The 12,894-nt window shown below is 67.6% G+C and carries 10 protein-coding genes; 4 read left to right on the forward strand and 6 right to left on the reverse strand.

Annotation, left to right across the window (positions count from 1 at the left end; translation table 11 throughout):
- Positions 1–59: 59 nt before the first annotated feature.
- The 4 genes from VVD47_RS14975 to VVD47_RS14990 all read right to left on the reverse strand — a co-directional run bounded on the left by VVD47_RS14975 (position 60) and on the right by VVD47_RS14990 (position 4,378).
- Positions 60–590, reverse strand: a complete 531-nt coding sequence (locus VVD47_RS14975) for a hypothetical protein (RefSeq protein ID WP_327604291.1) — start codon at positions 588–590, stop codon at positions 60–62.
- Between the two features lie 189 nt (positions 591–779).
- Positions 780–1,796 carry a helix-turn-helix transcriptional regulator gene (locus VVD47_RS14980; protein ID WP_327604292.1) on the reverse strand — a complete coding sequence of 339 codons (1,017 nt, stop codon included), beginning with the start codon at positions 1,794–1,796 and terminating at the stop codon, positions 780–782.
- Between the two features lie 238 nt (positions 1,797–2,034).
- On the reverse strand, positions 2,035–3,558 hold the full coding sequence (locus VVD47_RS14985; protein ID WP_327604293.1) for a pectate lyase family protein: 1,524 nt from the start codon (positions 3,556–3,558) through the stop codon (positions 2,035–2,037).
- Positions 3,559–3,976: 418 nt separating this feature from the next.
- A complete protein-coding gene (locus VVD47_RS14990; protein WP_327604294.1) occupies positions 3,977–4,378 on the reverse strand; it encodes a YgiW/YdeI family stress tolerance OB fold protein in 402 nt (133 codons plus the stop codon).
- A 653-nt stretch (positions 4,379–5,031) separates the two neighbouring features.
- Between VVD47_RS14990 and VVD47_RS14995 the strand changes: the two genes are divergently transcribed.
- From VVD47_RS14995 to VVD47_RS15005, 3 genes are all read left to right on the forward strand, one after another.
- Positions 5,032–6,306 carry a hypothetical protein gene (locus tag VVD47_RS14995; RefSeq protein ID WP_327604295.1) on the forward strand — a complete coding sequence of 425 codons (1,275 nt, stop codon included), beginning with the start codon at positions 5,032–5,034 and terminating at the stop codon, positions 6,304–6,306.
- A 75-nt stretch (positions 6,307–6,381) separates the two neighbouring features.
- On the forward strand, positions 6,382–8,022 hold the full coding sequence (locus tag VVD47_RS15000; protein ID WP_327604296.1) for a tetratricopeptide repeat protein: 1,641 nt from the start codon (positions 6,382–6,384) through the stop codon (positions 8,020–8,022).
- 64 nt (positions 8,023–8,086) lie between these two features.
- Complete coding sequence (locus tag VVD47_RS15005) at positions 8,087–9,553, forward strand: hypothetical protein (protein WP_327604297.1); 1,467 nt, start codon at positions 8,087–8,089, stop codon at positions 9,551–9,553.
- 22 nt (positions 9,554–9,575) lie between these two features.
- Here the strand turns inward: VVD47_RS15005 and VVD47_RS15010 are convergent, their stop codons facing one another.
- Together VVD47_RS15010 and VVD47_RS15015 are read right to left on the reverse strand one after the other, a co-directional pair.
- Positions 9,576–10,847 carry an amidohydrolase family protein gene (locus VVD47_RS15010; protein ID WP_327604298.1) on the reverse strand — a complete coding sequence of 424 codons (1,272 nt, stop codon included), beginning with the start codon at positions 10,845–10,847 and terminating at the stop codon, positions 9,576–9,578.
- A gap of 153 nt (positions 10,848–11,000) precedes the next feature.
- Positions 11,001–11,708 carry a GntR family transcriptional regulator gene (locus VVD47_RS15015; protein ID WP_327604299.1) on the reverse strand — a complete coding sequence of 236 codons (708 nt, stop codon included), beginning with the start codon at positions 11,706–11,708 and terminating at the stop codon, positions 11,001–11,003.
- 141 nt (positions 11,709–11,849) lie between these two features.
- On the opposite strand from VVD47_RS15015, the gene VVD47_RS15020 reads away from it, so the two are divergent.
- On the forward strand, positions 11,850–12,887 hold the full coding sequence (locus VVD47_RS15020; protein ID WP_327604300.1) for an ABC transporter substrate-binding protein: 1,038 nt from the start codon (positions 11,850–11,852) through the stop codon (positions 12,885–12,887).
- Positions 12,888–12,894: the final 7 nt, after the last annotated feature.

Here is a 12,894-nt window from a genome sequence, read left to right on the forward strand (position 1 = left end):
GCGTTCTCCTTGGTTCTCGTCGATCAAGGGCTAGAGCCCCGTGGTGGGTGCGGCGCGTTTCAGAAGGAACGGATCGGCGTGGCGCCGGCGATGCGCAACGTGCGCATGCTCGCGCGGGTCTGCTCGGTGTCTTCCGGGTGGATGACCACCGCCCAGCGGCCGCTGCGGTTGGCGTGCGTCACGCGGTCGATGACGAAGGTGTGGTCCGGCCGCAGCGACAGCAGGCCGCCGAGCATCAGGCCGGCGAGCATGCCGAAGGCGGCGATCACCAGCGTGCTGATCAGGGGCGCACTCAGCGACCCAGGCCAGCCCGAGGCCACCAGCCACATGCCGGCGGCCAGGCCGACCAGCATGCCGACCAGGCCGAGAAGGGCATGGGTACGCAGCAGGGTGCGGGCGATGCCGGCTTCCTCCGGCTCCAGCTTGCGGCTCAAGGCCGGTTCGCCGGGGCCGGTGATGGCCACCTGCCAGGTTGCCAGCGGGCAGCGCTGGCGTACCAGGGTGGCGGCCATGCGTGCCGAATCGCGGTTGTCGAACGTGGCGGCGACGAGGGTCAGCGATCGTTCGCCGAAGAGGTGCAGGCTATCCATGAGCGGCTCCTTCCGAACGGTTGGCCTGCTGCGCTCATCGAAGCGGGCCTTCAGTTCATTGAACACCGCCCGGGGCATGAGGTCGCCTGAAGATCTCCGAAATGCCTGTGGGTTCTCTCCTACATCGTCTTAAAATATGCAATACGGCTAATGGGTGACGCGGCGGGCACGCTGCGCGCGAGGCCCGTCTCAGAGCGCGCCCACCTGCATGCCGGCGGCCGCCAGGCGGCTGGCCAGGGCGCCGCTGTCACGCACTTCCAGCCGCTCGTAGATGCGGCGCACATGGTCGATCACGGTGCTCTCCTTCACGCTCAGGCTGCGGGCGATGTCGCGCTGGGTCATGCCGTGGGCCAGGCGCAGGCCGACGATCTGCTGCTGGGCGCTGAGCCCGAGTTCGTGGGCGCCGCGCGCCACGACGATCTGGCGCGCTTGCTGGTGATGGACGTGCAGCATGAACTGGCTTGCATCGCCATCGGCGGGCGCGATGACGGGATAGCCACGCCACACGAAGCGGCCCCAGCGGTTGCTGATGTCGATGCGTGCTTCCGCGGCCGGCGCACCACTGCCGATGCGTCGCAGGCGTTCCAGCAGCGGCTGCAGCGGGAGGGGCAACAGGCTGGCCGGCCCGCGTGCGGGCAGCGTGTCGTCCTGGGCGAAGCGCAGCAGGCGCTGCGCCAGCGGGCTGCACTGCTGCAGGCGGCCCTGGCGGTCCACCAGCATCGCCGCACCCTGCTCGCTGTCCACGTATTCACCGGCGACCTGCTGTGGCGGACGCAGCGCATGCATCAGGTGGCTGCGGAAGCTGTCGAGCAGGGCCTGCTCCGTATCGCTGAAGGCCGGGCGGCCGGGGCCACGCGTGAGCATCACCGCGCCCCAGCCACGCCGGCCGTCATGGACGACCGACACGATGACGTGGCGGCAGCGACAGGGCCTCATCACCTCCCAGTAGAACGCGCTGTCGGCAAAGGCCGGTTCGAGGTGGGCGGAGTTGCGGAACTGGCGCTCGCCCCGCATCCAGTCGCTGAAGTCACCGTGCAGTCGCCTCAGGTGGCCATTCGCCCGCAGGGCAGCGTAGGCCGGGTAGCTGGCATACACCTCCTCTTTTTGTGCATAGACGGCCGAGATGTCGTGATCCTCGCCGGCCCAGAAGAAGCTGCCGGAGTCCGCGTTCACCATCTGGCGCAGGGCGTCGACGATGTCTGGCATCACCGTGGCGTCAGCCACACCCAGGGAGCATAGATGACGCACATAGGCGTGCGTGCGCGGAGACTTTGCCAGGCCCATGACGATGGTGTACCGGAAGCGGGAGAGACCCGATGCGGTTCAGCGTGGTTGGCGGGTGTCGCCTCCGCAAGGCGACCTTGGGGCAGGCGGCCGTGAACGGGAAACGGGAGCGTCCGTTGCCGGACGCTCCCGTTCAGGGTGCTACGTGCTGCTCAGCGACTCAGTTCTGGTAGGCGCACTTGTTGGGCGAGCCACCGGGGTCGCTGCCGAAGGAGGCCACGGTGCAGGCGATGCTGTTGCCGACGCCGACATACTTCGGTGCGGTCCACTTGCCCTTGCGACCGAATGCCACCCAGCCGCCGCCCTTGCTCACCGAGCAGGTTGCGCCTTCGTCGGAGCACTTGGAGAAGCCGGTCGGGTAGTCACCCGTACCGCTCAGCACCGGCGCCATGCCGCCACCCGACGAGGACGAACCACTGCCGGACGAAGAGCTGGAAGAGCTGCTGGAGGAACTGGAGCTGCTCGACGAGGAGCTGGAAGAAGAACTGCTGCTGGAAGAACTCGACGACGAGCTGGAGCTGCTGGAAGAGCCCGTGCCGGACGAGGAGCCCGCACCGGACGAAGAGCTGCTCGACGACGACGAACCGGAGCTGGAGCCGCCACCCGGGCACGAGCCGCTCGACTCGGCCAGGTTCTTGCCCGCACCCGCGGTGGCTTCCACGATGGCCTTCACGCAGGCCGCACCGTCCAGCGCGTAGCTGTAGCCGGGGGCGCTCATGGCCTTCGAGGTGGTCCAGTTGGTCGCATTCACGTAGGGCTTGCTGGTGGATTCCGGCACGTCCCAGGTGATGCTGCCCGTCGCGAAGTTGTTGCGCAGGTCCCAGTAACCGATGGCTTCGCTGTCACGCGAGGTCACGGGGTTCTTCACGTTCTCGAAGTAGTTGTTCTCGATCAGCGACTGGCCGCCCATGCGCACGTTGATGCCCGAGGTGCCGACATCGCCGAAGTAGTTGTTGTAGATGTGGGTCACGCCACGACGCTGCAGCGGCAGGCGCGACTTCACGTTCACGAAGCGGTTGTGGTGATAGGTGGCGCGCATCGCGTCGTGCGCGGTGTCGCTGTCGCTGAAGCCGTTGAGGCTGACCTTCTGGTAGTCGTACACATAGTTGTACGAGATGGTGACGTTGGTGACACCCTTCTTCATGTCGATGCCGCCGTCGAAGCTGGCGTCGCCGGCTCCCGGGCAGTCGATGTTCTTGGCGAAGATGGTGTTGTGGTCGATCCAGATGTTCTTCGGCACACCGCTGGACACGCCTTCCATCGAGATGGAGTCGGCCGACTCACCGCCCTGCAGCAGGCCGATGGTCATGTTGCGGATGATGATGTTGCTGGATGCGCCGACGATCTTGATGCCGAAGTTGGCCGACGAGCCATGCGCACCGATGATCGAGATGTTGCCCTTGTTCTTGATCTCCAGCGTCTGCGCCGACTTCTGCCACTGGGCGCACACGTCGGTGATGGTCGCGAAGTTGAAGCTGCCGGTGTAGTTCAGCACCAGGCCGCCGCTGCCGGAGTAGGAATCGATGGCAGCCTGCGCGGCCGACAGCGAGCTGACGTTGACCGCCGTGGCGCTGCCGCCACCGGTGGTGCTGGCGCCGTAGCCGATCGGGCCGGCGATGCTGGCGCCCGCGGCAAGGGTCGTGGCGCAGGCGATGACGAGTTGCTTGAGTTGCAGGTTCTTCATTGTTGTGGTCTCCCGGTTCCGTGTCGTCCAACTGTGGGTACTGCCGTGGATCGCAAATTAATCGTTTTTGACGAATCCACGCGTGCAGTCTTTAACGTTTGTTGTTTGGTCGAACTTGGGGAAAGCACCTATTCAGGACGGCCTCGTCAGCAAGCGGCACGTCTGTTTGGATCCGCAGGAATGCGCCCGGAATACCCGCCATATCGGGCTTTCCGCCTTGCGTGACGCGGGCCGGAGGGAAGTGGACGGGATGTGCAGGCAGGGCGGCCGCGCCGGTCATCGCGCCTGGCGGGCGGCGCGGCGGCGGACGGCCATCGACCCGGCGGCCGACGGACGGCGCGGGTATGTTCGGGGCGAACGAAAATGAAAAGGGCAGCAGGCGCTGCCCTTGCCGGGGTTTGCTGGACGTCGCTGGCGTTCAGCCCGCGGTCTTCTGGATCGTCCTCACGTCGATCTCGAATTCCCGCCAGTCCTTGTCGACCTCGCCTTCGATGCGCAACTCGTCCTGCGGCGTCACCGTCAGGCCGCTCCAGCGCTTGTCGTCGATCTTCAGGGTGATGCTGCCCGTCGCGTCGCGGAACTCGTAGCGTTCCTTGCCCAGGCTTTGCGTGATGCGTCCGTGCAGCACCACCCAGGTGTCATCGGCGAGCTTCTGGGCTTGCGCCACCGTCGTGGCCGCGGCCGCCGGGCCGACGAAGCCACCGCGGGTCGCGGCGGCCGGCGCACTGGCAGCCGGGCCGGTGAAACCGCCGGGCTGGGCGGCCGCCAGCGTGGCGGTGGAAACGAGAACGGCGGCAATCAGGGGTTTGATGCTGGGCATGAGTGGCTCCTCTTGTCAGAACGTCGGGTCTGAAGGTGGGATCGATCCCTGCCGCCCGTGTTCCGCCAGAGGAGGTGAAACTTGATGTCGCACAAGCGCAGGGCTGGCCGCAGCCACGCCTCCTGGCCACAGGGCGAAGCCGCCTGCGAGTAGCGCCCGCACCGGCGGCTCCGGCGTCCCGTCGCGTCCTCGACATGAGGGCAGCGGCACCTTGCTACCGCGCCCCGCGCCCGCCTGCGTATCGCAACTCGATCCGTCGCACCGCAGGGCGCCGTGGTGGGCGCGAAAATTCCATCCACCGCCCGAGGCGGCACCGCCAGAACGACGGCATGTGCCCCGGAGCACGCCCCGCCCCGAAGGAATGAATACCCGTCACCCGGCCGGGTGATGGCGGAAACCGGCCGCCACGGGACCGGATGCCGTCCCGCGGCCACCGGATCGCACGGCATGCGTCCCGACCCGGCATCGTCCTTCAAGCCGTGCCCGGCGTGGACATGCCTGCACACGCTTCATGTTCACCATGCACCGCCGTTATAGCCACCAGACGCGCACACGAGTGTTGCCGATGTCACGCCAGGCCCGGTGGGCGGGAGCGTGCCGCAAGGAAGGACGACGTAAGCTCACCGCCTATGCAGCACCCGGGAATCCGTTCCATGCCCTCTCTTCATCCCATGCGCATCGCCCCTGCGCTGGCCGCGCTCCTGTTCCTCATCCTGCCCACCGCCCGCGCCGACGACATGCTGGAGATGAGCGAGAAGCTCGACCAGCTGGACCGCCTGGAACTGGAAGAGGCACTCGGCAAGGCCGACCGCTGCACCCGCGCACGCAACTTCAGCTGCACCGAGACCGAGTTGCGCCAGGCCCGCAAGTACGCCCACAGCGCCAGGGACCGCAACGACATCCAGCGCGTCACCCTGGCCCTCGCCGCCGAACGCAAGCGCGTCCAGGACGAGGAGGACGAGCTGGCCGAACAGGAACGCCAGCTCGCCCTGGCCGAAGCCCGGGCCCAGCGCGACATGGAGCGTGCCCAGGCCGAGGCCGAACAGAATGCCGGGCCGAGCCTGGGTGAGGCTTTCGTCATCGCGGGCATGCACGGCCTGCAGACCTACCAGCAGAACCGCGCCGCCCAGCGCAGCGCCGAGCTGGCCGCCAACCAGCGCTACGCCCAGATGCAGGCCGACCTGCGCGCCGCCAACCAGCGGCAGCAGGAGCGTTTCGCGGCGGAACGGGAGCGCATCGCGGCTGCACGCTCCGGCATGCAGCGGCCGGTCACCGAGACGCCACGCAGCACGCCGCCGACCCGTAGCGCAGCGGCGCCCACGACCGGCACCGGCAGCGCTCCCGGTACCACGGCTTCCACCGGCTCCAGCAGCCCGTACACCACCGCCGCCAGCGCCGGCGCCACCAACGACGAAGCATTGCGCCGAGGCCTGCAGCTCGCCGGCATTCCGCCCGGCGCCCTGACCCGTGACACGCCAGCCCAGACCGGCACGACACAACGCGACGCTGCGGCACCGCGGGCGGCGCAGCCCGCCGACCCGGCCAGACGCGACGCTGCCGCTACGCCGCCACAGGATGCGGCACCAGCCGCCCGCACCGAAGCGCCGCGATACGTATTCCAGTGGCCGGGCAGCCTCAACTCCGACCCCCTGCATGCCACCGAGGCGGACGCCCGCGCCGAAGTCGCACTGCTGGCCGAGCGGGCGCGCCGCGGCGAGACAGAACCGCTGAAGATCCATCGCGGCCTGATCCTCGCTGCCGTGTCCTACGAATGGGTGAAGACCGGCCCGACCTCGTGCAAGGAAAGCCAGTACGGTGCAAAGACGGTCTGGCGCTGCTGGGCGGAGACCGAATACCGGGTCGTCTCGCTGCAGCCGCGCCCTGTCGACAGCGGCCCGGTTACCTCTGCCGGCGGCGTCACGCGCTGAACGCTTCCTGCACCGGGGAAAACCGGTTCCGCTGCCGACGTAGTTGAATCATTCCTTGCAGATCAAACGATGCCCATGACGAATGCAAACCTCCGCGCGCTTGTGCTGGTTCTTCCTGTCGCTCTCGGTTCACTGCTGATAGACATTCCCGCCGCCTTCGCGCAGTCCGCCGGTAACGCCACCTTGCGCCTGAGCTGCGACGATGACAGCCAGGGTGCGGAGGTCAGCATCAACGGCAAGTTCCGCGGCGAGTGCCCGTTCGATGCCGTGGTGCCGGAAGGCGTGCTCACCATCCGCGCCGTGAAGGCCGTGAGCTCCGACCAGGAGCGCGTCTTCGAACAGCAGCTGCGCATTGGCGCCGGCACCGCGGTGCGCCGCGAGATCGTGCTCGGCCCGCCTCAGCCCAGCGCGGCCGCACGCCAGCGCGAAGCCGACGCCCTGCGGGCGCGGGAGGAGGCACAGCGGCGCGAACAGATGGCTGCGCAGGCTGAGCAGCAAGCCGCGGATCGCGGCGACATCAAGGCCATGCTTGCACTGGCGGATCGCTACACGCGAGGGCGAGGCGTGGCGGCCAGTCCCGAGCAGGCCCGCCACTGGTTGACCCGGGCCGCGGCCGGTGGCGACGCCGAAGCCATGTTCCGCCTGGGCGAGGCCTACGAGATCCGCTGGTACCCGTTCGACTACGCGCAGGCGCTGCAGTGGTACACGAAGGCAGCCGCCAGCGGCCATGCCGGTGCGATTGCAGGACTGGGGGCGCTGTATTCGAATGGCGAAGGTGTTGCGCAGGACGAAGTGCGGGCGCGTGCGCTCTTCGAACAGGCTGCCCACGCCGGCAATGGCCGTGGCATGAACGGCCTGGGAGCGCTTTATGAAGAGGGCGCAGGGGGTCTGCCGAAGGATCCGGCCCTGTCGCTGTCGTGGCGCGAAAAAGCTGCCGCCGCCGGTGAGCCGCGCGCGATGCTCTTCATCGCCGACCTGGTGGCGTCCGGCCAGCGCAGTGGGCGCGAAACACCGGCGCAGGCGCTGGTGCTGGTCCATCAGGCCATCGACCTCGGCTTCCCGCGAGCGATGAACTACCTGGGCTGGCTGTACGAAAACGGCGGCCTGGGGTTGGCGAAGGACGGGCGCCTGGCGATGGACTGGTATCGCAGGGCTGCCGAACTCGGCGAGGGACGCGCCATGAGCAACATCGGCCTGTCCTACCAGAACGGCACCAACGGCCTGTCCAGGGACAGCCGCATGGCGATGGAATGGTTTGTCAAGGCGGCGGCACAAGGCGAGCCCAGGGCGATGCTGGAGATCGGCTTCATGTACTACACCGGCTCGGTGGGCGCCGACAGCACGCCCGCGCCGAATTCCGGCCACCCGCTGCAGGCCCTCGGCGCGGCCGCGCAGGGCGCTGGCGGCAAAGCCACTGCGCTGGATTGGTTCCGCAAGGCGGCAGACCTGGGCGACTCACACGCCATGCTCAACATTGGCATCATGAACAGCAACGGTGAAGGCGGGCTGGCCAAAAGCAGCGCGCAGGCACTGGAGTGGTACCGGAAGGCTGCCGCGAAAGGCAACTCGGATGCCATGAACAACATCGGCGCCGTCTATGAAGACGGCGGCCCCGGCGTGGCGAAGAATCCGGCATTGGCGCTGGAGTGGTACAGCAAGGCCGCCGCCTACGGCAACGCAAAGGCGCGCGCGAACCTGAAGAGACTGGGTCATTGAGACCTGCAATCCCTGCTGCGTCGGGCCGCCACCAGGCCCCACGAGGCATCTCCCGATCGACTCCATGACAAACCTCCTGCCACTGCCCATGACGCTGATTGCACGGATCGCGTCGTCATTCTGCGCGGCACTGCTATGCCTGGGCGCCGCACAGGCCCAGCAGGCCCCGGCGCGTACCACTACCACCGGCGAGCGCGCCACCCTGCGCATTGCTTGCGAGGGCGATGCCATGGATGCCGAGGTCATCGTCAACGGCGAGTTCAAGGGTGAGTGCCCGCTGGACTTCAGCACGCCCGCCGGCACCATCGAGCTGCGCGTCGTCAAGAAGCTGGGCAGCACGCAGGTGCGCAGCTTCGAGAAAAGCCTGCGCATGGGCGGTGGCACCGCGCGACGTATCGACGTGGAACTGGGCCCGCCGACCCTGACCGAGGAAGGGCGTCGCATCGAGGAGGCGCGTCGCCAGCGCGAACAGGTCGAAGCCGCGCGCCTGGCTATCGAGAAAGCCGAGGCCGCGCGCCGCGAGCGCGCACAGGAACGCGCACGCATCGACGCCGAGGTGGACCAGATGCTGGCCAGCGCACGCGCGCGCAACGGCATCTCGCCCATCGAAGGCTGCCCCGACTGCCCGCCGACCTTGCGGCCCGCCAGCCGCCCGAAGGTGGAGATGCCCGCGACGAGCGAGCCGACGCTGGCCGTCTGGTTGCCGCAGGCGCGCGCCGAGGTCCAGGCCTACCTGGCCGACGATGGCGCCAGCTTCCGCCCGCCGGCGCAGGCCCAGCCATTGCCCTGCGAGTCCGCAGCCTTCGCGATGCGCAAGCTCGCCGGCCTGCTCGACCCCGAGGAGCGCACGCCCGAAGAGCAGCACGAGTGGCGTGAGCGCATCAAGCCGCTGCAGCTCAAGCGCTACGTGGAGTACCTGCGGGACGTGAAGCTGTGGCTGGTGCAGGCGCAGTGCGAGCAGGGCAGGTTGAGCGGCCCGCTCAGTTTCTGGGCGTCCGGCCTGCTGGTCACCGACACAGAGGTGTACTCGAGCGTCGAACCGCGCCTGGTGCGCGTTGACGCGAACATGGTGGCCGGCGAGGCCGAGGGCCTCGTCCGGCAGGTCACGCGCCGGAGCGGTGCCCTCAGCCGCTTTGCGGGCCGGCCCGACGCGGGCTCGACCAACCCGCCCGGCACGCGCCACGAATGGATCAACCTGACCTACCGCCATGCGAATCCGGGACTGGCCCCGCAGGCGCTGACGATCACCTTCTTCCTTGGCGAGAAGGCGGACGTGAGCAGGTTCTTCGAGCACACCCGCACGATCTTCAGTGTGCCGCAGGGCAACGGTCGCAGCGAGAACCTGGAGTACGACGGCCTGCGCCCCGCCGCGCGCAGCTTCAGCCGCAACGGATTCCTGCATGGCGAGATGACGATCTTCGCCTTCTCCCAGCCCACCGGTCTGCTGACTCCGGACATCAAGTATCCGGGGCAGACCGTGTGCTACCGCAACGGTGCGGCGGTCGTGATGAATCCCTGCCGCGTGGACTGAGCCGGCGGCAAGTCTGCGGGGCTCAGGTCATGAAGCTCGTCCTGTCCGGACGCCCCGGCAGGTCGAGCGTTGCCGTCGCCGCCGGCGTGCTCGCCACCAGCCTGCCCGTGCGCCACACCTTGAGCCGCGTCGCGCGCAGGCGGATCGCTTCCACCGGGTTGCGGGCCTGCAGCAGCACCAGGTCGGCATTGCAGCCGACATCCAGCCCGTAGCCTTCCAGGCCGAGGATCTTCGCGGGCGTTGCGGTCACCGCGTGGAAGCACTGGCGCATCGCGTCCTGGCCGGTCATCTGGCCCACGTGCAGCCCCATGTGCGACACCTCCAGCATGTCGCCGCTGCCCATCGGGTACCACGGGTCCATCACGCAGTCGTGGCCGAAGGCGACCGGCACGCCGGCGGCGAGCAGCTCCGGCACGCGGGTCATGCCGCGACGCTTGGGGTAGGTGTCGTGACGGCCCTGCAGCGTGATGTTGATCAGCGGATTGGCGATGGCCGCGACGCCGGCCTCGCGCATCAGCGGGATGAGTTTGGACACGTAGTAGTTGTCCATCGAGTGCATAGACGTGAGATGCGAGCCGGCGACGCGGCCATGCAGGCCGAGGCGCTGCGCGTGGTACGCCAGCGTCTCGATGTGGCGTGACAGCGGGTCGTCGCTCTCGTCGCAATGCATGTCCACACGCAGGCCACGCTCAGCGGCCAGTTCGCACAGGATGCGTACCGACTCGGCTCCGTCGTTCATCGTGCGTTCGAAGTGCGGAATGCCACCGATGACGTCCACGCCCATGTCGAGCGCACGGCACAAATTGTCCAGCGCGCCCGGGCTGCGCAGCACGCCGTCCTGCGGAAAGGCGACGAGCTGCAGGTCCAGGTAAGGCTTCACCTTCTGCTTCACGTGCAGCAGCGCTTCCACCGCCAGCAGGCGCGGGTCGCAGATGTCGACGTGTGAGCGGATCGCCAGCAGGCCCTTCGCCACCGCCCAGTCGCAGTAGGCCAGGGCGCGCTCTACGATGGCCTCCTGCGTGAGTTGCGGCTTCAGTTCGCCCCACAGCGCGATGCCTTCCAGCAAGGTGCCGGACTGGTTCACACGCGGCAGGCCGTAGCTCAGCGTGGAGTCCATGTGGAAATGCGCATCCACGAACGGCGGACTCACCAGCAGGCCGCCGGCGTCCACCGTCTCGCCCGCCTGTGCGGCGAGTGCCGGGCCGATGGCGGCGATCTTTCCGCCGGCGATACCGATGTCGATGCCGCTGCGGCCGTCGGGCAGTGTGGCGTTACGGAGGATGAGATCGAGCATCGGAAGCTCCGCCCAGGAATTGTCGGATGGCAGGGATCATGACACAGCGGATCGGTGTGCCCTTGTCTGGCACCGAATGAGTGCCATGCGATCCGTCACAGGCGGCTCTGCACCGCGCGCGGGCATCATCGGTGGTCTGTCCGGTGCGCCGGGCTAGCGCTCGCCGCGCCGGAAAATTGTGCGCAAATCGGTACTGGTGTCGGCCTGCGGGGTGAAAACCAGGCTCTCTTCCAGATGGTCCAGGTGGCGCTGCATGAGGCTCATCGCCGGGCGCGCCTTGTGCGCCCGCAGGTGCTTCAGCAGGGTCGCGTGGTCACCATGCCAGCATGACAATCCGTTGGGGTTCTCGTACAGGCTGACCACCAGCGAGGTGCGCGCCACCAGCTGCTTCATCAGGTCGCAGAGGATCGGGTTGCCGGTGATTTCCGCCAGCAGGATGTGGAACTCGCCGGAGTGCTTGATCGCCTCGCGGATGCGGCCGGCATGCCGGCATTCGTCCTCGCGCGCGATGTTCTGCTCCAGCCGCTTGAAGTCCGCGCCGCTGGCACGCAGCGCTACCGCCTCCACGATGCCGGCCTCCACCGTCTTGCGCGCCGACAGGATCGCGCGTGCCTCGTTCGCGTCGGAACTGGCGACGAAGGCTCCGCGATTCGGGATCAGGGTCACCAGGCCATTGAAGCTGAGCCGCAACAGCACCTTCTCCATCTCGCGGCGCGACACCTTGAATACTCCGCACAGGGCGAGCTCGTTGAGACGCGTGCCGGGCAGGATGCGCTGGTCCACCAGCGCGTCGACGATCTGCTCGTAGATGTCGCCCTGGCTGGGCGGGCTGTCCGTCTTTCCGGCGGGCCGACGTGGCATGGCTGAAGTCCTCTGGAATTGCGCGCAATTTATAAGATGAATGTCGCGCAAATCAGTTTATCTGTTCTGCGCAATATTCACGATGGCGTGGCATGCCGGTTGCTATGAAGGGTCGGTCACTTACACCGCAGGGAGATTGGCATGAACGCAGTAACAGGATGGGTAGGAGGATGGGTCGGGCGCATCGCTGCCCTCATAGCAGGAAGCGTGCTGGCCATCGGCACGAGCGCGGCGGCCACGCCGGTGAAGGTCACGCTGAACGCGCCGTTCGACGGTTCCAATGCAGCGTTCTTCCTGGCGCAGCAGAGGGGTTACTACGCGGCCGAGGGGCTGGATGTGCAGTTCGACCCATCGGGTGGCTCGGGCGAGGTCGCCACGCGTATCGGCAGCGGGGCCTACGACTTCGGCTTCGGCGATATCAACGTACTGATGGAGTTCAACGCCAAGAACCCGAGCGCGGCGGGCAAGGCGGTGTACATGCTGTACTACCGCTCACCGCTGTCGGTGGCCAGCTTCGCGAAGACAGGCATCAACAAGCCCGCGGACCTCAACGGCCGCAAGCTGGGCGGCGCGTTGACCGATGGCGCCTTCAAGCTCTTCCCTGCCTACGCGGAACTGGCGGGCGTGAAGCCGGAGACGGTGAAGTGGGAGTACGGTGACCTGCGCCTGCGCGAGGTCATGCTGCTCAAGGGCGACGTCGATGCCGTGCTGGGTTTCGACTCCACCATGTACTTCAGCTTCGTACGCCAGGGCATCAAGCCGGAGGACATCAAGTTCCTCTACTACGCGGACATCGGCCTGGACATCTACGGCAACGGCATCGTCGTGTCGAAGAAGATGCTCGACAGCAACCCGGCTGCGGTGAAAGGCTTCGTGGCAGCCACGGCGAAAGGATGGCGCGACGCGATTGCCAACCCCGGTGCCGCCATCGCCGCGCTGAAGGGCAAATCGGCCCTGGTCGACGAGAAGCTGGAGATGGCCAAGCTGGAGTGGCTGATCAAGAACCAGATCGTCACCGCCGAGTCGCGCGCCGACGGCATGGGTGGCGTGCGCACGGACCGCATGAACAAGGCCATCGACACGCTGACCAAGGCCTTCGCCCTGCCCGTGAAGCCGAAGCTGGACGAGGTGTTCAGCAGCGCCTTCCTGCCGCCGGCCGACATCCGCAAGCTGCCCTGACATGCCC

It is taken from the genome of Uliginosibacterium sp. H1 (genome assembly GCF_036017065.1).
In the GTDB taxonomy this organism is placed as follows: domain Bacteria; phylum Pseudomonadota; class Gammaproteobacteria; order Burkholderiales; family Rhodocyclaceae; genus Uliginosibacterium.